Genomic DNA, 21923 nt, shown 5'->3' with positions numbered 1-21923 from the left:
TTCAGTGATATTCCGTTTCACAGTATGTTGAAAACCCCGTATTCTACATTTTTTAGATCTTACGTCCGAATCCGGATTCCCTTTTTTGGAACCACTATACTATTAATTTTTCACTATGGTCCTGTGCCAAGGCGATACCCCGCAGTATTTTTTCGCTTCCCTTTACAGTGTCTGCGACTTTTACGGTATACGTCTCCTTGCGAAAGACTTTTGGCCGGTGATGTTTTCCCCTCACCCTGACGGAATATTCCGTTTCACCAGTTGATTCATTGATGACATGAAGCACCGGATTTTCCATTTCTTTAAATTCCAGCTCCGGGAGATAACCGACAGGTTTTCTGGCATAATTTTCCTCCTGAGCGATGGTGACGGGCCATCCCGGGTATTGGCCCGAAGGATTCTCCAAGGGGTCCACATACCTGGGCCAGCATTCCAAGGTCATGGTCCGGTCTTTTTTGTTAAACACCACCATTCCGTAGCCAGTGGCCCGGTCATAAATCAAAGCGGGCTGTCTGCCTGTCTGATGGGGATTGGCTACGGCATGAACGGTGATTTTGTTTCCAAAGCCGTCGTGAAAATTCCCGGTATACTTGGGTTTGTCCTTGATAGGATGGTGGTTCCCCGAGACCGGAGGCCACCAGCGTCTGGGAAACAGGTTGTTCAAGGCCGGTCCCGCAAAAGCAAAACCCGCATCGCCAAACTCCTCCACCCCATAATGCACCACTGTAGCCAGGTGCTGGTCTCCCGCGATATGAAGGGCAAAAGATTTCCTGATAATGCGCAGGGCCTCATCCCTGCCCTTCTGCGGCCAGCCATTGGAATCCATGTCGGCTGTGGGAGCATCACCCGTTACATATTCTCCCGGTTCGGGAATGGCCAACTTGGGAACGATGCTGTCGATGATGCTGCCTTCCGGCAATGTGGCCACCGTACAGAAATTGGTCTGTGACAACACGGCCTTCATCTCAACGCCATTGTCCCAGTCGTGCGCCCAATGCTCGAGAAATTCCATCTGCTTTTCTCCCAACAATTGGGCTTCGATGTCATAGTAAGCCTTGATGTCAAATTCCCGGTTTTGGATAAAGCCGTTGACCACCTTGGCTTCCTCCGGGAGGATTTTTTTGGGTGCCGATTTGAACTTGCGGTCTTCAAGAATGGCCATGCTGATCCCCCCATAAACCCAGCCGGTATAGTAGGCCCCTATACCTTGTCTCAGCGGGCGCTTGTCGTAGGGATCCGGCAAGTGTCCCGTTTGGGTCAGTTGCACCATGTTTACCCATTCCGGCGGCATTTTGTATCCTCCTTCGTCTTGGGCATCATAACCCCACCCCTTGTCAGTGGGGGCCTTTTTGCCCGCTTCTCCCCATACATTGCCGTGATATACATCATGGTCATCCGGGATAAATGCCGAGGGGATATGCCTGAAAATTTCCCGGTAGGACCAGCCAAACATGTACCACTTCCTCAGGTAGTCCAGGCTGGACCTTTCCAACGGCGAAATTTCTATGCCAAAACCTCCGGTGCTTTCATAAAACTGATCCCCAAGAAACACCGCAAGGTCGGGCTGGTGTTTGAGGGAATTGTCCGCCACCTCCTGGTCTGGAAACCCGTAGTCGGCATTGCAGCTGAAAACAGCCATTTTGACGTTTTCTTTATCCACAGGCTCCCGGGCGATGGTGCCTTCGTAGTGGAATGTCTCATTGCCCGAGTTAAAGGGCAGGTCCACACAGACCCTGTAAGGGACTGCTTCGCGGTGGTTCCAGTTTTCAAGCCTGAAATGAACCACCCTTCCCAGCCGGTCTATTTTCCCCTTCTGTAGGGTCTGCCATTTGCCATGGCTCCTGATCTGCAAATACACTTCATGGTTGACAAAATTTTCTATGGGCGCCAGCTGGGCCGCCAGCTTCACGGTGCCTTTATGGAGCGTATAATGCGCAAAACAAACCGGTCCGAATACCCTTTCCGGATAAAAATCGATCTTCTTGCCGCTCATCGTCCAGTTGGAGAATTCGGCGGATGACCGGCTGATGTCTTCCTTGTCCTCGGTGACATGGGAAACCAAAGCGATGCTTCCAACCAATGCCGATCCCTCTATGCCGTGGACCTTCATTTCCGCAAGCCGGTTCCCAGCCACTTCATCCAGGGCCACCATATGGATGGTGTAACCGCTGTCTCCCGCGGTTGCCTTAAGGTTCAGTGTAACAGAAGAAACCCTGTCCACTGCTGCATCACTCTCTTGATCTCCTATAAACAGTTTACCGGTGCCGGTAACTCCACAATCCAGCCCTTGGCCAAACACCGCCGCAGAGCGATAATCCTCAAATTTTCCCTTTGCTCCCAGCCTGAACCCTATGTAACTCCCCGATTTATCATCTGCAGGGAGCTGCAATCCGTGCAGGGTTACCTGGGTTTCAAAACCCTCCCTTGACGGATTCAATTCGCTCACAAGGCTGTACAGGGTTCTGTTTCTGGCACTGACCACACAAACAGCTTTTCCGTCCCGGATTTTCCAGTCCTGAAGCCGGTTGCCCCAATATTCAGGGCCTATCCAATCCAGATTTGGCCAATGCTGCCATTTGCTTTCAAAATATTCAGTTCCTTCAAAATCACGGTTTTTCTGACGGTTTTTCGAATAAATGGATTCCCCTGCAAAAAACAACGGGGGGCTAAGGGCGGTGACCGCTATGGCCTTGACTGCATGTCTTCTTTTCATGTTTTTTTTCTTATTGTGCTAATTTTGGGTTTATATTGGTTTCTGCTTCTGGAATGGGCCACTTGTCATCCACCCCAACCCTGAAATTCTTGGTGGTGACGTGCCATCTGGATAAGGACAAAGGGTCCGGTTTCCTTGAAACCTGGGGTAATCTTTCTGATCCAGGGAATGATGCGCCCCAGAAATCTCCTGTAAGGGCCTCTTGAAAATATGGCATTCTTAATAAAAATCCTTTTTGGAAAAGAAATCGTCTCCATTCCATAATTATTCACGGCCTGATCCAAGGCCATAACTAATGTAAAATCGAAAACTCCTTGATGGCCAAAAATCATATCAATCCCCTATTTTTTCCATTTCCACCCACAATGGAAAAATACTTCTTCCTCCTGAAACATAATGGGGTATAAGGTCAGATTCCATCTCAGGGAGTAACACATCCTTTAACTCAATGAAGTCCGTTGGAACATTTTTGTTTTCCCACTGAATGATTTTCCCACTGGTTTCCAGGATCATTTTGCCTGAATTCTCCAATGGCTTGATAAACTTGAACCGGATATTATATTTTCCTCCTTTTATTTTTACTTTCCACAAGCCAAAAACCTCCTCCTGAGTCCAGATACCCCTTTCCCCGCTGGCATCGTTGCGGTTCAGATAAACCGGGTTTTCGTGTTCACTCCCAATGATAATCCGTTGGGGATGGGTCAGATGAGGCGAATTGGTCAGCTCGGATAACAAAAGATCCAATTCCGACTTCATTTCTGTGGCCAGAGTTAGGTTTGACTGAACGATATTATTAAGCTCATGTTCATCATGCCGGACATGGTACAACTCGAAATCCTCCACAATCGCATCATAATCCGTATTGCCCACCAATTTATAGGGGCCCTTTTGCAGGGCAATATTGGTATACAGCTCTGGTAACCTTCTGGTCCAGTAAAAAAACAGAGGTCTGCTTTCGAATTCGGTTGTTTTTTTTCCTTCAATCAGGGGCAGGAAATTTTTTCCATCAATTATCCTGTCCGTTGGGAGTTCCGTCTGACAAAGTGCTGCTAGCGTAGGCATTACATCTATGTGCGCAAGCGTCGTTTCAACGTCCATATTTTGTGGAAAACGGGCAGGGAGTCTAATAAAAAAAGGTACCCTTACCCCTCCCCTAAATACCTCTCCTTTCAAACCACGCATGCCACCATTGTACCTCCGCTGTTGAGGACCGTTGTCTGTCATGAAAACAATTATGGTATTATCAGCTATATCAAGTTCATTTAGCTTGCGCAAAAGCTTACCTACATTGTCATCAATATTCGATACCATGGCATACACTTTACGGGCATCCTCCAGGTCTTTATCGCTCATTTTCGCAGATGGCTGCCCTTCTGCTCCAAAGCCTACTGACGGATCAATGTCCCTGTACTTTTCATAATATTCATCAGGTACCTGTAAGGGTGTATGGGGAGCATTGAATGAAAGATAGCAGAAGAACGGCTCCTTATAGTGTTCTTCGATAAAACCTATGGCTTCATCGGTAAAAATATCCGAACAGTACCCGTCATAGGCTTTTTGTGCGTTGTTGTGCCAAAGCACCGGATCAAAATAACTGCGGTTCTCCTGAAAGAAAGTGGTAAAATCCCCGGGCTGCCCCATCCCTCCGGCCAGATGTATCAGCGATTCATCAAAACCTTGGTCACTTGGCCGGAAGGGGTAGTTGTCTCCCAAATGCCATTTCCCAAAAATACCGGTTCGGTAACCCGATCCTTTCAGCATTTCGGCAATGGTTATTTCTTCCGCTGCCATCGTAGCGCCGCCATTATAAGTATCGCGAACCCCGGTGCGAAGGGAATATCTACCGGTCATCAAACTGGAGCGGGTGGGTGCACAGACAGGAGACACGTAAAACTGATTAAGCCTTACGCTTTCTTCGGCTAGCCTGTCAATAACCGGTGTTTGTACATGCGGGTTGCCCGTTATTCCCAAATCACCATATCCCTGATCGTCGGTTATGATCAATATCACATTGGGCCGGTCTTTTGGATTCCCACCGATGAGAGGATGGGTGAACAATAAAATAAAAACAAACAGTAATCCCTTTTTACCTATATTTTTTTTCATATGATTATAATTTGTTCTTAATAGGCCACATGCTTGCGTGCCGTAATGCACTTCAGCATGCAGGCATGGAATCTCGCATGTTTTCCCCCCCGATAGCTATCGGGGCTATCGGGGCATCCCAGTTTGTGACGATCCCGTCATGCTTGATTTCATCGTCTCTTTTTTTATCCTTGCGAATTATTTATGAGAACAGAATGCGCCATTCAATTTTATTCTAATCCATTTGTTTACCCATTCCATCCCTCTTAAATATTGGATTTATTTTTCACTTTCCCAATGCTTTACGGGAATAGCCTTCTTTTTTTCCGTTTTCCACAAAAAGAACCCAGGCGCTATGGAAGGATATCACTGCTTTTATGGGCATCATCCAATTAAAAACAAATGACATTTTGATCAGGTTATTGTATGTTTGTGCATCATCAATCCAAAAACAATAAATTCATGAAAAACGCCAAACTTTGTTTCCTTTTTATGTGCCTGATGTTGACATTAGCGGGTATTAACCATTCATATGCCCAGCTGCAACCACCGGCTCCCAGTCCTTCCGCTTTTGTCTCCCAAAATGTAGGATTTACTAAGATCAGTATTGATTATTCCTCTCCCGGGGTTAAAGGCAGGAAAGTCTTCGGGGAACTTGAAAAATATGGAGTGACCTGGAGAGCAGGTGCCAATGCCCCCACCACCATAGAATTCAGCACAGGAGTCAATATTGACGGCACTAATTTGAGGCCGGGAAAGTACTCCATCTTTATCACTCCTCAGCAGTCCGGTGATTGGACGGTTCATATCAACGGCAAGGGCAATGCCGTTTCTGCCTACATGAAAGACGGCAAAATAGATGAGGACGCCCTTGCCAAGGACGACGCCGTCACCATTAAAGTGGCACCGGTCATGGCATCAGACTCCCAGGAGAGACTCACCTACAGTATTTCTGCCGGAGACAATAAAGTGGCTAAGGTAACCATGTCCTGGGAGAGGATACGGCTCTCTTTTGCGGTAGACACACAAGTTGATCAGAAATTAGAAGGCTTCAAAGGGGTATTCAACTAATTCAAATTCTGAATCCGCGACCGGTTGTGATTCAGAATTTGCTCATGACTGGGAATTGAAAGAGGCTGTCTAAAAAGTCAGACAGCCTCTTTTGAAATTCAAATGATGGGGCCAAACAAGATGTGATCATTGAACCGGCCCTCTGATCCGGATCACAACGTTGGAGAAAAGAATGGTTTAATTAAATGCCTATAGCAAAAAAATCTCTCCGTCTTTTAATTTCCATCCTTCTCTGTAATTTCTCGACAGGTATTTTTCTGCCGAAGGCCGGTTGGGAAACTTCATATTCTTAGCATCCCAATCCAATCTTTGATTGGGCTCCCTTATGGCTACCGTACCCAGGATTACCGTCTCGGACATAGGCCCTGAGATATTAAAACCGCTTTCGGTTTTGGTTTTTCCCAAGCAGGCATCTACAAAATGGTGGTAATGATCCCGCTCCTCCAATTCAGGAAATGATACGTCCTGAAATTTTTCGGCAGGCAACAATACCGGCATCTTGGTATGCGGAATCAACAAGGCCCCTTTCGTGCCTATCAGCATGGCCGATTCTGCGGGGTACTCCTCCAGGGAAAACAATGCCCTGACCTCTTCCGGGGGATAAAATTCCCCGTCAAACCATTCTACTTCCAATTCAGAGGAAGCCGTATGCTTATTTCCGCGAAAAGTCCAGGTGATGTGGTTACTCTGAGGCCAGGTATCCGCTCTTCTCTCCGGGGAATCCTCCCAGGACTTTTGCACCTTGGCTATTACTGATTTAGGGGCGGTGAGTTCGAGACCTTTCCAGACCGCATCCAATATGTGACATCCGATATCCCCGGACCAACCGGTCCCAAAATCCTGCCATGCCCGCCACTTGGACGGATGATAAATAGTCGGTGCATAGGGTCTCATGGGAGCGGTGCCTACCCACAGGTCCCAGTCCAGATATTCGGGTGGATTTTCGCCGGTAGCCGGTCTCGGTCCTTTATACCGATACGCCTCTGTCGCGCCGGGCCGGTTGGAACATAAGTAAACATTCTTGATTTTGCCTATATGTCCTTGTTTAATCCAATGCACCGCCGTGCGGTCGCCCATGCCCGAAGCATGCTGGGTGCCCAGCTGGCTGACGATTCCCGCCTTAGCGGCAGCCGCCGTCAATGCCCTGACCTCGGCCACGTCATGGCACATGGGTTTCTGGCAATACACGTGTTTGCCCATCTCAATGGCCTGGTAAGCGATGGGAAAATGCATGTGATCCGGAACACTGACATTGATGGCATCAAAGTTGTTTGCTTCTTTGTCCAACAATTCCCGCCAGTCCCTGTATTTTTTGGCGTTTGGCGCCATTTCGGAAGCCTTGGCAAGGTTATTTTCATCCACGTCGCAAATGGCCACTATTTCCGCCTCCGGATGGGCGCTGATCCGTTGAAGATCATGCCGGCCCATTCCCCCCACCCCAACGGAGACGTGGCGGAGTTTTTTCTTTTTTACGGAACCGTAGGCGGGTGAATGAAACAGCAACGGAGGGGTTAATGCCAGTGCGGTAGAATGGCGTAAAAACCTTCTTCTTGAAATAGAATATTTTGGGTTCATGTTATTTAATTTATAATTGCAAAGAATAAAAATAAGATAAAACTTTAAATAAATATACTATAAGAAGGGGATTATCGGGAAGCTTTTAAATTATTCCTGAATATGAAGATAAAGTGATATCATACCGGTTAAAACCCGGATCCATAGGGATGGATCCGGGTACTCTTTACCCTATTAGGGCTGCAGGTTTATGGATATCCAGGGTTTTGAGGCAGAAGGTTGGGATTATTCTGCATCTCAGGTAGTGGATAAGGCATCAATAAATGCATTTCCCTCAAGGCTTGGTTGGAGCTCAGGTTGGTATGTCCGACAAAATCATCAAAGCCATTGGTAAGTTCATTGTAAACCTTCCTAAGCCTTAACATGTCAAACCAAGTAATCTGCTCGTAACACAGTTCATGCCATCTTTCTCTCCACACGGCTTCTCTAAACGTATTTATGGTAAACTCTCCCAAGCCAGGGGTTGGTAAACCCGCTCTGTCCCTGATTTTCTTTAAGCTTTCATGTGCCAAAGCATTCGGGCCACCCAGCTCATTCTGTGCCTCCGCATACATCAACAACACGTCAGCATATCGTATGAGCGGAACATTAAGGTTGTTTGCCCGGTTGCCGGGCACACCAAAAGTTCCCAAAGCAGCTTTATTAAAATGCTTAAAGATATAGGGCGCACCCAAATCAAAGGGCTCACCGCTTCCATTCGTATAATAACTGGTATAGAAAAAACCTTCCTGATTAACAGCACGCTTATCCCCCGGCTCATAAGAATTGTAAAATTCGATGGTAGGGACTGTACTTCCCGTCCCGGAAGGGCCTTGGAAGGTAACCGGTTTAAAATTGGGAAACATGTTGTTCATGGGATTTCCGGCAACGATCACATTGTATTGGATCATAAAGAGATGTTCCAAGCGGTTGCCGTTGGTTTCATCGTGGAGATCATTATATGTTGGAAACAAACCAATGCTGGAAGGATTGCCATTGGCATAATCTATCACCTCCTGCGCTTTGTTAGCCGCCAGTTGGTAATACTGATTACCTTTGTTAAGAGGATGGCCAGCCATTGTCAGGTATACCTTGGCCAATTGGGATTTTACGGCGGCAAGGGATGCCCTCCCACTCGGATCCATCCAGGTCAGCCCGGCGTTTTCAGCAACCAGCAGGTCTTCTAAAATAAGTTCGTATACTTGTTCCTGAGGAGCGGGGGCGGGCATAAAATCTTCCGAGGTGGCCGTCTGTGGCAGGGTAATCAAAGGAATGTTTCCCCAAAGTCTGACCGCATAAAAATAGGCCCAGGCCCTTAAAAAACGGGCTTCTCCCAAGATTTTTTTCTTCTGGTTTTCATCCATGGGAGTGATCGCAGGCACCTTGTCCAAGACCATATTTGCCTGGGCGATCACTTTATAAAGCCCATTCCACCAATTGATGACATGTTGGGTACGGCCATCATAGATCAGCCCATAGAGGTTGTTAAGGTCTGAGTTCTGTGCCGTTTCCGTCGTGGACGTTCCCGTGGGAGCTTCCAAAAGCTGCCAGGTAGATGAGAAAATCCCCCCATCTCCACCAAAAAACCGCATATCCGCATATACTGAGGCGAGTGCGGCCTCCGCATGGTCAGGAATGGTGTAGAAAGAATCCGGGGTAAGGTTAGATGGATCTTTCTCGCTGAGAAAATCCGTACAACCGGTATTGAAGATCAATAGCATCAATCCCATTAATCCGTAGGAAAATGCTTTTTGAATTATATTCAGTTTCATTTTTTCAAAATTTAAGGTTTTACCAAATGGTTTAAAGTGTGACTTGCAGGCCCAACATGTAGGTGGTCGGCTTTGGATAAGCATGCCAGTTCATCCCCTGGGAGAAGACGTTGTTGCCATCACCACCCCGGATTGGGGAAACTTCCGGATCGCCGATGATTTCCTTTCCTGTAATCAGGAAGAAATTCTGGGCAGTGGAGTAAATTCTCAGCCTACTTAATTTTATCCTATTGGCTATTTCGGTTGGGAAGGTATAACCTATCAGCAAGTTTCTGCCTCTGACAAAAGATCCGTCCTTCACCCAGTGGGAATCCACATTGGTCACATATCCCGCACGGGTGTCCCTGATTTCAGCGATCATGGTATTCTGATTGTCAGGGGTCCAGGCATTGAGAACGGTCCTGTAGCTGTTGGCCAAGGCCTGGCGGTCCTCACTTGGATGCAGGTTCATATCCAGGATGTCATTCCCATACATGTATTGTAATTCAAGCGTCAAGTCCCAGTTTCTGAACCTTACGCTATTGGACATTGCTCCCCACATATTCGGATTTCCATTTCCGATAATCATCCGGTCGGAATCATTAATGGCCTTATCCCCGTTAACATCGAGATATTTGATGTCTCCCGGCAGGATGGTTAACCCGTTTCTATAGCTCACGTACTCTGCTGCTTCGGCTCTTTCGGCCTCACTCCAGGTCCCTAAACGAACCAAGCCCCAAAACGAACCTACAGGCTCTCCTACCCTGATGATGTTGGTTTGGTTGGTAAAATTCGGTCCCCCTACGCCAAAAATATCCGCTGGCGTGGCCAGAGATAAAACCTTGTTCCGGTTGGCGGAAAGGTTAAATGAAGTATTCCAGCTAAAGTCCGCTTTTTCAATGTTTACGGTATTCAAAGTGAACTCAATCCCTTTGTTCTGCATGGAGCCCACATTGCTTCGGATGGTGGCGTAGCCACTGGTCCTGGGAACAGGGGAATCCAAAAGCATATCGGTGGTTTTCCGGTAATAGTAATCCAATTCGATGCTGATCCTGTTTTGAAACAGTCCCAATTCCAAACCGATATCACTCTGGGCTGTCTTTTCCCATCGCAGATTAGGATTAGCAAGTCTGCTGATGCCGGTTCCTCCAATCTGCGTTTCATTGTAAATCGCTGAATAATTGGAACTCAACAAAGCCAGGGAGGAATAGGGGGGTATTTCTGAGTTCCCGGTCAGACCATAGCTGGCCCTCAATTTCAAATTGGAAACCGTGCTGTTTCCTTTAAGAAAACCTTCTTCAGAAATTCTCCATGCCAGCGCTGTTGAAGGGAAAAAGGCGTACTTGTTGTTTTCTCCGAACTTCGATGCGCCATCCGATCTACCGGTGGCTGTAAACAAATATTTGCCATCCAGGCTATAGTTGATCCGGGCAAAATAAGAGTTTAAGGCATATCTGGAAGCCCCTGAACCTACCCTTGGCAGCTGAGAGCCCGCGCCTAGGTTGTCATAAGTAAAAAAATCAGTAGCGAAATTCTGAATACTCGCACTCATGGTAGTCAGCGTGTTTTCCTGCCAAGCAATACCCAGCAAGCCTGTAAATGAGTGTCTTTCTCCAAAATCTTTGTTATATGTCAGGTAATTTTCCAGTGACCAAAAACTGTCTCTTCTCATACTCTTGGAAGCGGTACCATTCTGGGCTATAGCGAGGGTACGGGTACTGGATTGGCTGTTTTCCTGGGTCATGATGTTTACCCCCAATACGGTACGCATTTCCAGCCCTTTGGCAAATGTAATGTTGGTGTAGGCGCTTCCCAGCGTAGTTTGCGTATTTAAAACATACCTTCGGCCGTACAGCCTGTGCATGGAACTCATGGTACCTTCGGCAAAGGGATAGTCCCTGTTATTCGCGAATGTTCCGTCTTCATACCTTACAGGAAGAAATGGAAAATCTTCCACTATCTGCCTTGGAACGGCATCGCTGACATCTACCAGGTTTTCTTCCTGATTATTATAGCTGATGGTCCCGCCGATGCTCAGCCAGGATTTAACCTGGTCATCTATGGTAAAGCGCGTAGAGTACCGGGTGAGATAAGAAGTTTTCAGCAAGCCCTGGTCATCGCGATAGCCCAGTGAGAGAGAATAAGTGGTCCTGTCATTTCCCCCGGTAAAACCTAATTGGTGGTTTTGGGAAATCTTGTTTTGGGTGGTTTCCTTAAACCAGTCCGTGTCATATAAAGGGTTACCCTGGCTATCGAAAATCCGTGGATCGGTTCTTCGTAACGCGGGATTCAGGTAGGCCCATCTGCCAGCCGCCCAGCCTTCAGGATCATATTTTTCCATGTTTCTCCAGGCAAGTTCCTCTACTTCGAGGTATTCCTTTGCATTCAACACTTCAGGCCTGTTGGGGCCAATTGTATTGACGCTCAGATCCACATTATAGGTGACGGTGCCTTCGCCGGCTTTTCCTTTTTTTGTCGTAACCAAAATCACCCCATTGGCGCCTCTGGAACCGTAAATGGCAGTAGAAGAAGCGTCTTTGAGTACTTCTACTGATACAATATCATTGGGGTTAATGTAATCAATGGGATTGCTCGCCTGATCCATGGTACCCATGGGGAGCATCACACCATCAACCACATAAAGCGGGTTATTGGATGAATTAATAGAGCTGAATCCGCGAATCCGCACATTGGTGCGTCCTCCAGGACGACCGGAGTTGGTATTTACCTGAACACCGGCCACCCTTCCGGCCAGGGCTTGATTAAGGGAAGGGGCAGGCCTTTCACTCAATTCTGCAGAACTGACCGAACCCACCGACCCCGTAAGATCTGATTTCTTTTGGGTACCATAACCAATCACCACTACTTCATCCAAGGCAGATGCATCCTGCACCATCCGAATATTCAGTACCGTCTGGTTAGTGACCCTAACAGTTTGTACTTCATAGCCTATAAATGAGAACACCAGTACCGAATTCTCAGGAGCATCAATGGAATAATTCCCGTCTATATCCGTAACTGTCCCCCGGGTAGTCCCCTGGACTGAAATGGTAGCACCGGGAAGCGGTTCGCCACTTTCATCCGTGACCGTTCCGGATACGGTAATGTCAGCTACATTGGTCACTTCCAGGCCACTATCCAAAAACAGGGATAAGCCACCGGCCTGCGAAGTGAACGCCATGCTTAAACTTGCAATGAGGAATGAACAGCTATATAGCAGCCATTTTGGCAAGCTAAATGTTGCCTTAAGTAATTTGTTTTTCATTTTTTTAAGGTTTATTGTTTTAATTGATTTAAAAAATGGGATGAATACAGAGAGTCACCCATTCCAGCGCTGGCACCCGTCCATACTGGAAGCTTTCTTTTTCAAGAACTGTTTTTTGAATTCATGGACGTAGAAGTTTAAAGGTTAATTATATGGGTGTCCCGGCTAATGCTTAGCCAAGACTGGTATTAAAAGCCCGGTAAGAGAGAAGAATGTTCAGCCGTTATAAAAATAAGGAGCCATTCATCTTCAGATATTTGTGTTTGAATCCGAATTAAAAGTCACCAATCCCGTAATGGACAGTGTCCCGCTTGTGTTTGTAGAAGAATTCCACCCATCTCTTACCATTCAAAAAATCTTCTGCTGAAATTCAGTTACGGTTTGATACACTTATTGGTCAATTAAATTCACCAACTGTGGATGAGTTTATGCTCATCAAAATTCGCCAAATGAACATGTTTACTTTAGGTCTGAGCATATCCACTGTTCTGTGAAAGCACCTTATAAATCCATGAATTTATAAGGTGCTTTTTTATCGATCAGACAAGGTTCAAGTCATCAAAAGATCATTTCACCTAAAGAAGATTATAATGGATAATAATTCTAAAACTAACCATTCCTCAAAATAAATCCTAGAAAACATTTGAAAATTATTGTGTTTTTGTTTTTTTTATCAGCAGAAGTGGGGTTTGGTCGGTTTTTTACCGTTTATCCCACTATTATCGCCGGAAGAAAGCATTGAAATGGGCCTCCACTCAAATAAGGACTGTACCTGATTATAAAAAAGCAATAGCTATTATACCTTCATCGGCCACACAACATCCGGTACAACTTTCTTCTGGAGACATTTTTGATAACATATCGTAACGCGCTGCAGCCATCTTCCGGCGGACATCAATGAAGCAGACCAAAAAGGGACAAAAGCGATTAAATTATGTTTAGAATATTGATCTTCTTTGGTTTACATTCTCTCTGTTTATTGGATCCCGGAGCTCTGGCCCAAAATAAAACAGCTGAAAACAAGCATGTCATCTTCGTTAGCAGCATAGGTTGGCATACCGGCATCGTCGTCCCCACATACAGCTTACCTGATAGCATCTGGAAGTCTGCAGGTGATTATGCGGATATGGATTATTTGGAAGTTGGGTGGGGTGATGCCGACTTCTATACCCATGATGGTTTTAACCTATGGTATACGTTTAAGGCCGTTTTTTGGCCCACCTCCTCCGTACTACATATTAATCCTATTCCTCAAGAGGTTGCCTCTTACTATACGGACACAAGAGTAGTAAGAATAGAACTTGAAGATGAACAGTTTCACCAACTCTCCCGTTACCTTTTTGATGCATTGGCGATGGATGAAAGCGGAAAAATTGTGCCATACCAAGAGGGTATATACCCGAAGAGTTACTTTTACCGAGGAAGTTCACGTTACTATTTCCCCAACAATTCCAACGTCTGGGTGGCCAGGGCCATTAGACGTGCCGGCCTACCCATTTGGCCTGTCTGGCATCAAACCACAGGAAGTGTACTGAATAAGATGGAAAAATTCGGCATATTGGTTGTTGACAAAGAGTAAAGACCTGAATTCCGATTTAGGTTAGTAAGTTCTTGCCCTCGCTACGATAGATTTCAAAACCTCCACCACTACTGATAATGTGCATTATTTTTTTACCCTTAAGTTTATCACCTCCTGTTCCATAAGCCCAACCGTGTTCCAGCACCAAGTCTATCCATTGCTTTACCAATGGAGGAGCTGCATACCAAAAGAATGGATGTTGCATGATCATAAGGTCTGCATTCAATAAATCTTGCTGCTCTGCTTTTACATCAATATTAAAGTCAGGATATATTTCATACATATTTTTGACTATAACATGCTGCTGTTCAAGCATTGCGTTCAGCAGGAACTTATTTACTTTGCTCGTTTCCAGCCTTGGATGAAACATCAATACCAGTATCTTCTTCATTTGTCGCGCTTAAAGAACATCTCTTATATCTTTGGTTTTATCAAAAACACTTTTAGCGAATGGGCACAGAGGGATTATTTTCAGGTTGTTTTCTCTTGCAAAGTTTACTGCTGCCATTACAAGTTGCCATCCTACATTTTTGCCTTTGAAATCCGGATTGACCTCTGTGTGGTCAATAATAAATCTCTCTTTGCCTGCCCAGGAGTAGGTCATTCTGCCTGCTTCTTTGCCATCCTCCGTGGCTTTAAAAAAGCCTTTAGTTTCTCTGTTGGTTTGTTCAATGTTCATGGTCAGATAATTTTGGTTTCAATTTTAATGTGGCTCGTAAGCAGTTTATGCATTGGACAGGCATTAGCCATAAGATATACTCAAATGTCCAAAAGACGTATGTAACAGCTAGGCTGTTTACCATTTTCTATTACAAAAGCTTTTAGTTCCGCCCTTTATAAAATTAAACCCAATGTCATTTCTCAAATGAATGGGCGTTTTGTTCTTTTGGAGTCCAATTGTCCCTTTTATCGGGGATCCCAACATATATCACTTTTGCATATCATTCCCTTGTTGGAACATCCTTTTTTATACTCAATGCTCCGGATGGGCATTTTGCAACTTGGTCAATAAGTTCCTGTGTGGTGGCATTCCCGACTTTTATCCAGGGGCGTGCTTTTGGATTATATACTTTTGACAAAGTCCTTACACACACCCCCGAGTGAATGCATAATTTTGGTTTCCAAAGAATGGTAATTTCTCCGTTTGGATATTCATGTGCTTCCATAATTTTCTTGAAATTGATTCTCTTTTTATAATAATGTCAATATAACGCCCTCATCAACCTTTAAATTATGGGGCGTATGGTCCCTTTATGGTATAAAAACTTCATGGCCATTTGTCATCGATGGGTTGTGCTGTAGGTATGATTCATGCCAATAACGGCCTATGGTTGTACTGTCTTTTTCGTGAAACAATTCATTCATGGCCTTCGACACGGTTTCTTTGTTTCCCATTTTTTACGGGGACAAGTTCCGGACTACCGGAATAATAAATAGTCAACCCGGACGGTATTGAAGGAATCGTTATCCTTACCGCCACCTGCTCCGGTAAACACCATATTTGCGGACTCACCGTCTTTGCTTATCCATTTGGTAGGAAAGCACCAGAAAAAACAATTGGGGGGTACCGTTTCCGGATTATCATGGCCAAACCAGGTCTCATCGGTTGTATACACCACAGTTGACCAAGGCCCCCAAGGATTTGGAGCATCGAATACGCCTATTCTGCCCGATTCGGGTTTATCATGTTCAGTCGAAAGAAAATACCTTTTCAGACCCGCATTATAATTAATCCCGACAGGGGTGCCTACACCGTTTTTGTCTGTAAATACCGGCTTTTTGGCGTCTATATTCTTCATCCAGACAGGATCCTCACCGTTAAATCCCGCAAAAAACTCATAGGCTTCCCTTGTCATTATTTTCTTTTTGTTTACCCTCAACAAATAAATATTCCCCGGAACCTGTAGTTCCGAAATAACGCCCTTTTCATTTCTGTAAAAATTTGGCTCCACGAGGTAATGATACACATAGTTGTCTCTGGCTCCTTTATAGCCTTTGCCAAATTGCAGGATCCCCCCTCCTATTAGGCCGTCTTCCGGTGTGAAGGCCCAATCTGCAGGTTGCCAGGAGGCCCCTTTATCTTTAGAAACATAGAGCCTGCTTTCGGAATGATGGTCTTCCCAGTTGCCCCATGCGCCATCTTTCTTGTCTGGATGAACCCACGCATACAGGTCATTTTTTACGGCAATGGTTCCCCAACTCTTTCCCGTAATTTTGGCCTCGGATTCGGCACTTTCCTGATGACCATACCTGTCATAACCGGCATAATCATCAAAATCTCCTTCAATCCTGGCCACTCCAAACGAAACCCGGTATGCTGAGTTTGTTCCGGAAAACCCTCCCCCATCTCCCCAGATACCATAAAGATGACCATCACGAGCCCAGGTAAGCTGAAAATTGTCGCTGCCGGGAGCGTGGCGTTGATGGGTTGACCAGTCGATTTCGATTCCTTTGATGATGGCACTTGGTGGGTATGGCAATTCCTGCGCCTGAGATAAAGAAGAGAAGAATACCATCAGCGAGCCCAATGTCCATTTGTAGTTTTTCAGTATCATTGTATTCGTAATTAATCCGGAATTTGTAAACTGAGAATTGTCAATCCATTTGCCGGATCACGACATTATCCCACCAAAGTGAAGTATGCCAGGTTCTGAACCCAAACAGGCCTTTCGAATGCGTAGGGTAGAATTCGCCAGCTGCTTTGTCCAGGATTTTCATACCATCTACCCAATACAGATACCTGTTATTTCTTTTCTCAATCCCGATGCGATAAGTCTTTCCCGCTTTACATTCCGAACCAAAACCCTCCGCCAACAAATTAAAGCCGGGGTTGTCCCTAAAGCGGATTCTTGCATTTGTCGGATTTCCATTTGCCAAATAGGTAAAAATATACCCATTCAATACATGATAACTGTTGTAATCTCCTTTAACCCTAGCGTCTTTTGTTTCTCTGAGTGGTTTACCCTCCGGATCCGAATACATAAAAAAGCAATTGATGTTATTAGCGGTATCACTTGACGAAACCACGTGGACATCAAATTCTATCCGGATATTGCCGGAAAGTTCGCGATCAAGCCAAATGGTTGACATCCTTTGATCACTGGTATCTGCATCGACAAACAAGTGGCCATCCTTAATCCTTGCCGTATTGCCTTCATACCACCAATCATCGGGCAGCGGACCGTCGGGATAATCAAAGGTCTCCCGGAATACTACGGTGCCTTGGTCCGGAAACAAAGGCTGCTGTACAACAACAGTCTGGCCACGCCAATGAAATAAATCCTTTATACCGGTTTCGGGTTCATTGCCGGGAAAGACCAGAAAAAACAGCAAAGTGATTACATATGATATATTAGTGTAGCTCATGCCTGTTACTTTAATCTTAATGCGGGATGACCAGGCGGAAAACCGCTCCACATTTCAAAATCGTCATACAGGTGATTTATGGGGCCCTGTCGGTTCCATTCCATGCTGTGATAGTTCTTCAAAGGTGACCAAAAACGCAATGGTAAAGGATTATCTGCATGCTGGGTCCGGCCCGTAAATCCATCCGGCCTGGTCTCATCCGTATCCAGTATCACCTGTTCGTTGATCGCGAAATACACCCGCCCCTCGGTTTCGTGTTTCTTCATATACGCTTCTACCAGAAACCACTCCCCCACAGGAATACTCGCCTCCCGGGCATCAAACTGCCACTCTACTTCCCGGCAGGGCTGGGGATGCTCTCCCATCACCCGCCAATACAGATCACGCGAATGGGCGTCTTTGATGATATTGATATTGATGCGGTAGTTGTTGGTACCTCCCGGCTTGGCGTCGCAACATTCGATACATTCCTCAGCGGACTTTCTGATACCCGAGCCCGGCTCTTTCCATTCCATAATGACATAAAATGTCATCGGATCTTCGAATGGGATAATATCCGGAAGATTCTCCGGAAGTTTCATCCAATACCGCACATATCCTTCCTCATAAGCCGCTTCTCCCTTTTCATTGCTTAGAAATGAAAATTCATTGCGGCTAACAGCAGGGTGATCGGTATCGTCTTTTTTATTGGTCATTCTGAGCACCCGGGTGACATTTCCGTGGGGCCCGGTAGCCTCTTCAATGACCGATTCCATATAGTCCTCCAGGTTTTTATCCGGGTTGACGATATAGGTGAACTCGGTAAAAGAAATCCAGGCTTGTTTTTCATCCCAGCTGTACCCCGGTATATCCGATCCGGTAAGCGTGGTCATATCTGGGGTGACGGATACCCCTTCTTCAAATCCGGATTTCAACATGAGTCGCCCTCCCTCCTTCCCTTGCGAATAAGCCGGCGACCGACTTCCGATGAAAAAGGAAAGGGACAATATCAGGGAAATACAAACATTCATATTCATCTGCATCTATTAATTTTTCAGCAACCCATACCCGGTCATCTCAAAGTTTCCTCTAACAAGGTATCATCAGGTTCCGGAAATTCCCGCATCGGACTGTACCGGATATAGGAATCAAATACTTCTTTATCAGGGCCAACTACTCTTGGGTCATCCGTTTTCGTCAATTCCTCCCGGAGGGCCTCCTTCATTTCCCTCTCAATTTCCTCAAAACGAACATCACCTGCAAGGTTGGTCAGGTTATAAGGGTCATTTTTTATATCAAAAAGTTCATATTCGGGCCGTTTGTTATGGGCTAATCCGAAATAAGCACTTACCTTTTCTTCCTTCATATTTTCGATGATGTATGATTTTGTAGGGCTTTCGTCAATGTCCGTATAAGCCCACTCAGAATGGTGTATCCCATTTTCGTCTATCCCGTGCAGGGGCAGCAGTTCATCCTTTGTATCCGGCTTTATGCGTTGCGGCGCCCCAGCCGGCCAACGCTCCGGCTTCATGTTCCAAACCAACAAATAATCCTGGCTGCGGATCGCACGCTGTGGATAGCCCCAATTTTCATAACGGGAAGAGGAATGCCGTTCCCTGCCCGAAAAAACATATTCCCTTGAAGGATCAACTGCCCCCTCATTCTCTGAACGCAGAATATTCAGAATGCTTTTCCCGGTTATGGGCAGCATGCCTTCAGAACTTGTGTCGGTGATTTCGAGGATGGTCGGAGCAAGGTCGGAAAAACCGATCACATCATCAACAACACGTCCTCCGGGAAAATTTTCCGGAAATCTCACGGCAAAAGGCACATGGACACCGTATTCGTAACTGTTGGCCTTCGCTCTGGGAAAGGGCATGCCGTTGTCCGCGGTGACGATGACGATGGTGTTTTCCAGTTCCCCAATTTCTTCGAGGTATTCCAGCATGCGCTGTAGATGCAAATCAAACCATTCGATTTCTACTGCATAGTCCAACATATCTCCCCTGACGATATCATGATCCGGGAAAAAACCGGGCACCACCACATCACTCAGGTTTTTATCGGTCCTTTTCCAGGAATCCTGCTCATAGGCCCGATGCGGCTCCAACCCCCCGTACCAAAAGAAAAACGGTTTATCCCCCTTCACATTTTCCATAAAATACTTAAAGTTTTCGAAATAGTTGATGTCACTGATTTTATCTGCCGGTCGCTCATCGCCTGGTGTGCCGGGTTCATATTTGATATGGCTGTGGGCGATACCCGCCGCATTGGTGGCTCTCCATAGTGAGTCATTTTCATCCCGTGCATATCGAAACGGACCCACGCCCTTTCCGGTAAGCCCGGTAGCATAGCCATTGGCATCCAGCAGATCCACAAACGGAACATGTTTTTTTAACCATGGTGCGGCGTGCTGACCTGATTGCTCGTTTTGCCAATGGTGCCTTCCCGTAACGATCGCACTCCGCGAAGGTGCACAACCGGGAGATCCCGCGATACAGTTTCTAAAATAAACCCCCTCACGAGCGATCCTGTCAAAAGCGGGCGTACTGACAAATGGGCTGCCTTCAAAGCTGGTGTGGGCAAATGACTGGTCATCGCTGATGGCAAACAATATATTGGGCCGTTTTTTCACCTCAGAATCCTCCGGCGAACACCCGATCAGGAAGATCAAAATAAACACAAATGGAATCGTCAATAATGTTTTCATTTTTTGAATGGTTATTAAAACTCAACTGCTTTATTTTTATGGTTATCCAGGACTTGCTGGGGTTTCAACAGGCCCTGGTCAGGATAAAACAACAACCTCTTTCCTGAAACGTGTTTTGCCATTGTCACCAATAATTCCTAATCGGCAGCATAGCCGGGATTTTGTGTCAGTACCGCACCGGTATTTCTTTCTATTTCGCTGAAAGGAATGGGAAACAAATTGTGATACGGCTGCACATCGACACCGTGATTGGTCACGCCGGGATATCCTTCACAATATTTGTTTGTCCTTTCATAGAGGAGCCCCAATCTGTTCAAAGTTAATCTTCGTTTTTCTTCCACGCCCAGTTCTCTCATTCTTTCATCTAAAATAAAATCAATATCAACTTCCCCGGGGGTTACTAAGCGGGCATTAGCCCTACCCCTGACCACATTAATATCATCCGCGGCGGCCTGGAGGTTACCGGTACCCAAATGCGCCTCAGCCCGCAACAGATAGGTCTCGGCCAACCTGATGTGATACTGATCGCTGTAAGTAGTACCAGCAGTGGAAGAAACCAGTGTTTTCAAGACCGGATCCATATACAGTTCCACCGGGTGCTGTCCGGGAGTGGTTACCTTGGCTTGATAGGGATAAAAATTTCTGATTGTATCTTCCAAGGTCCTCCTAAACAACGGCATGTGATCTGATATCTTTTGTCCATACCACTCGGACTCCGGGTTATTGAATGCCACATCCCGTATGAAATTATATTCGGAATTCCGCATATCATCCCAGTCATATTCCCAGATACCGTAATTCAGGTGATTGGTTCCCCTGAATCTTCCAATGCCCCTTCCTCCAGTATTGTCAGACACTCCCTGTGGAAGGAAAGGAGCAACTCCGGAAGGGTCCCTTACCGTAAAGCTCCACGGCCTGGGCGAATGGTCTCTTTCGAGCATAGGTCCTCTCAAAGCGGAGGATGAAATCACCCCACCAGGCAAATCCACTTCATATTGCCATACCCAAATACCCTCCGTATTTCCGGATCCCCTATTTTGATTGTACCTTCTTGAAAGATCCCAATATACATCTCCTGGCTCATTGGCAAGGGAACCAAATCTCTCTGTCATCAACGCCGTATTAGGATCATCTATCACAACACTTGCTGCCTGCACGGCTTCCGTCCAACGCTCAAGAGAGACATACACTTCTGCCAAAATGTGATAGGCTGCCAGGTCACTTATCTCCCCATCCCTCACTTGGGTAATTCCCGGTAAGTTGGCCGCAGCAAACTCAAGATCACCGGCAGCTTGTTGGTATACTTCTGTTCTGCTTGCCCGCACATAGTCGGTTTTTGGAGACTGGACTTCCTCCAATTCAATAGGCACTCCCCCAAACAAATGTGCTAAATTCCTATAAGCCATGCCTCTAAATAATTTTGCCTGGGCTTCAATAAGTATCTTATGCTGTTCACTTACCTGGGAATTTTCAAGCCGGTTTAGGATGATATTGGCCCCCGAGATTACCTTGTAATATTGCCTCCAGTGGTATATCGGTTGTTCTGAAGTAGGCAGCAGGGTCGCAAGATAGGACCCGAATCTCATGTTTAACTGATTGGCCCCGTTGTACCCCAAATCTGTCCCATAAATATAATCGAGCGGCCGGTGCTCTCCCTCTGACAACGCCAACCTTGAATGGTCATAGAGTGCGATGACAGCGGCATTGAAATCCGCTTCTGTAATATAAGAATTTTCCGGACTTGAAAAATCCAAAGGAACTTCATTCAAAATACTTGAATCCAAACATCCCGTCAGATTAATTACAATCAGTATATTTATCAATATATGGTATTTTATTGCTTTCATGTT

General features: G+C 46.0%; 16 protein-coding genes. 2 read left to right on the top strand and 14 right to left on the bottom strand.

Annotated features, from left to right (window positions below; genetic code table 11):
* Window positions 1-94 precede the first annotated feature (94 nt).
* On the bottom strand, window positions 95-2713 hold the full coding sequence (locus tag ACFPFU_RS08250) for an alkaline phosphatase D family protein (protein WP_377063374.1): 2619 nt from the start codon (window positions 2711-2713) through the stop codon (window positions 95-97).
* A gap of 333 nt (window positions 2714-3046) precedes the next feature.
* Complete coding sequence (locus ACFPFU_RS08245) at window positions 3047-4819, bottom strand: arylsulfatase (protein ID WP_377063372.1); 1773 nt, start codon at window positions 4817-4819, stop codon at window positions 3047-3049.
* Between the two features lie 441 nt (window positions 4820-5260).
* On the opposite strand from ACFPFU_RS08245, the gene ACFPFU_RS08240 reads away from it, so the two are divergent.
* Window positions 5261-5869, top strand: coding sequence for a DUF2911 domain-containing protein (locus ACFPFU_RS08240; RefSeq protein ID WP_377063370.1), 609 nt, complete (start codon window positions 5261-5263; stop codon window positions 5867-5869).
* A gap of 189 nt (window positions 5870-6058) precedes the next feature.
* Here ACFPFU_RS08240 and ACFPFU_RS08235 read toward each other — a convergent pair whose 3' ends face one another.
* The 3 genes from ACFPFU_RS08235 to ACFPFU_RS08225 all read right to left on the bottom strand — a co-directional run bounded on the left by ACFPFU_RS08235 (window position 6059) and on the right by ACFPFU_RS08225 (window position 12439).
* Window positions 6059-7444, bottom strand: a complete 1386-nt coding sequence (locus ACFPFU_RS08235; RefSeq protein ID WP_377063368.1) for a Gfo/Idh/MocA family protein — start codon at window positions 7442-7444, stop codon at window positions 6059-6061.
* Window positions 7445-7632: 188 nt separating this feature from the next.
* Entirely contained in the window at window positions 7633-9153 is a 1521-nt protein-coding gene (locus ACFPFU_RS08230) for a RagB/SusD family nutrient uptake outer membrane protein (RefSeq protein ID WP_377064043.1), read from the bottom strand.
* A 73-nt stretch (window positions 9154-9226) separates the two neighbouring features.
* On the bottom strand, window positions 9227-12439 hold the full coding sequence (locus ACFPFU_RS08225) for a SusC/RagA family TonB-linked outer membrane protein (RefSeq protein ID WP_377063366.1): 3213 nt from the start codon (window positions 12437-12439) through the stop codon (window positions 9227-9229).
* Between the two features lie 934 nt (window positions 12440-13373).
* Here ACFPFU_RS08225 and ACFPFU_RS08220 point away from each other — a divergent pair.
* Window positions 13374-14018, top strand: a complete 645-nt coding sequence (locus tag ACFPFU_RS08220; protein ID WP_377063364.1) for a DUF2459 domain-containing protein — start codon at window positions 13374-13376, stop codon at window positions 14016-14018.
* 16 nt (window positions 14019-14034) lie between these two features.
* Here ACFPFU_RS08220 and ACFPFU_RS08215 read toward each other — a convergent pair whose 3' ends face one another.
* From ACFPFU_RS08215 to ACFPFU_RS08175, 9 genes are all read right to left on the bottom strand, one after another.
* On the bottom strand, window positions 14035-14409 hold the full coding sequence (locus ACFPFU_RS08215) for an NAD(P)H-dependent oxidoreductase (RefSeq protein ID WP_377063362.1): 375 nt from the start codon (window positions 14407-14409) through the stop codon (window positions 14035-14037).
* Window positions 14410-14418: 9 nt separating this feature from the next.
* Complete coding sequence (locus tag ACFPFU_RS08210) at window positions 14419-14697, bottom strand: GNAT family N-acetyltransferase (protein WP_377063360.1); 279 nt, start codon at window positions 14695-14697, stop codon at window positions 14419-14421.
* Window positions 14698-14959: 262 nt separating this feature from the next.
* On the bottom strand, window positions 14960-15184 hold the full coding sequence (locus ACFPFU_RS08205) for a (4Fe-4S)-binding protein (RefSeq protein ID WP_377063358.1): 225 nt from the start codon (window positions 15182-15184) through the stop codon (window positions 14960-14962).
* An 85-nt stretch (window positions 15185-15269) separates the two neighbouring features.
* Entirely contained in the window at window positions 15270-15413 is a 144-nt protein-coding gene (locus tag ACFPFU_RS08200; RefSeq protein ID WP_377063356.1) for a hypothetical protein, read from the bottom strand.
* A 23-nt stretch (window positions 15414-15436) separates the two neighbouring features.
* Entirely contained in the window at window positions 15437-16573 is a 1137-nt protein-coding gene (locus ACFPFU_RS08195; protein ID WP_377063354.1) for a DUF4185 domain-containing protein, read from the bottom strand.
* Between the two features lie 40 nt (window positions 16574-16613).
* Entirely contained in the window at window positions 16614-17384 is a 771-nt protein-coding gene (locus tag ACFPFU_RS08190) for a DUF1961 family protein (protein ID WP_377063352.1), read from the bottom strand.
* Between the two features lie 5 nt (window positions 17385-17389).
* Window positions 17390-18400 (bottom strand): hypothetical protein, encoded by a 1011-nt coding sequence (locus ACFPFU_RS08185; protein WP_377063350.1) that lies wholly within the window; start codon window positions 18398-18400, stop codon window positions 17390-17392.
* 35 nt (window positions 18401-18435) lie between these two features.
* Window positions 18436-20073 (bottom strand): sulfatase family protein, encoded by a 1638-nt coding sequence (locus tag ACFPFU_RS08180; protein ID WP_377063348.1) that lies wholly within the window; start codon window positions 20071-20073, stop codon window positions 18436-18438.
* Window positions 20074-20210: 137 nt separating this feature from the next.
* A complete protein-coding gene (locus tag ACFPFU_RS08175; protein WP_377063346.1) occupies window positions 20211-21920 on the bottom strand; it encodes a RagB/SusD family nutrient uptake outer membrane protein in 1710 nt (569 codons plus the stop codon).
* Window positions 21921-21923 lie beyond the last annotated feature (3 nt).

It is taken from the genome of Negadavirga shengliensis, assembly GCF_042652345.1.
Lineage (GTDB): Bacteria > Bacteroidota > Bacteroidia > Cytophagales > Cyclobacteriaceae > Negadavirga > Negadavirga shengliensis.
Note: the sequence above shows the minus strand (reverse complement) of the source record. Positions and strands in the feature narration are given on the sequence as shown.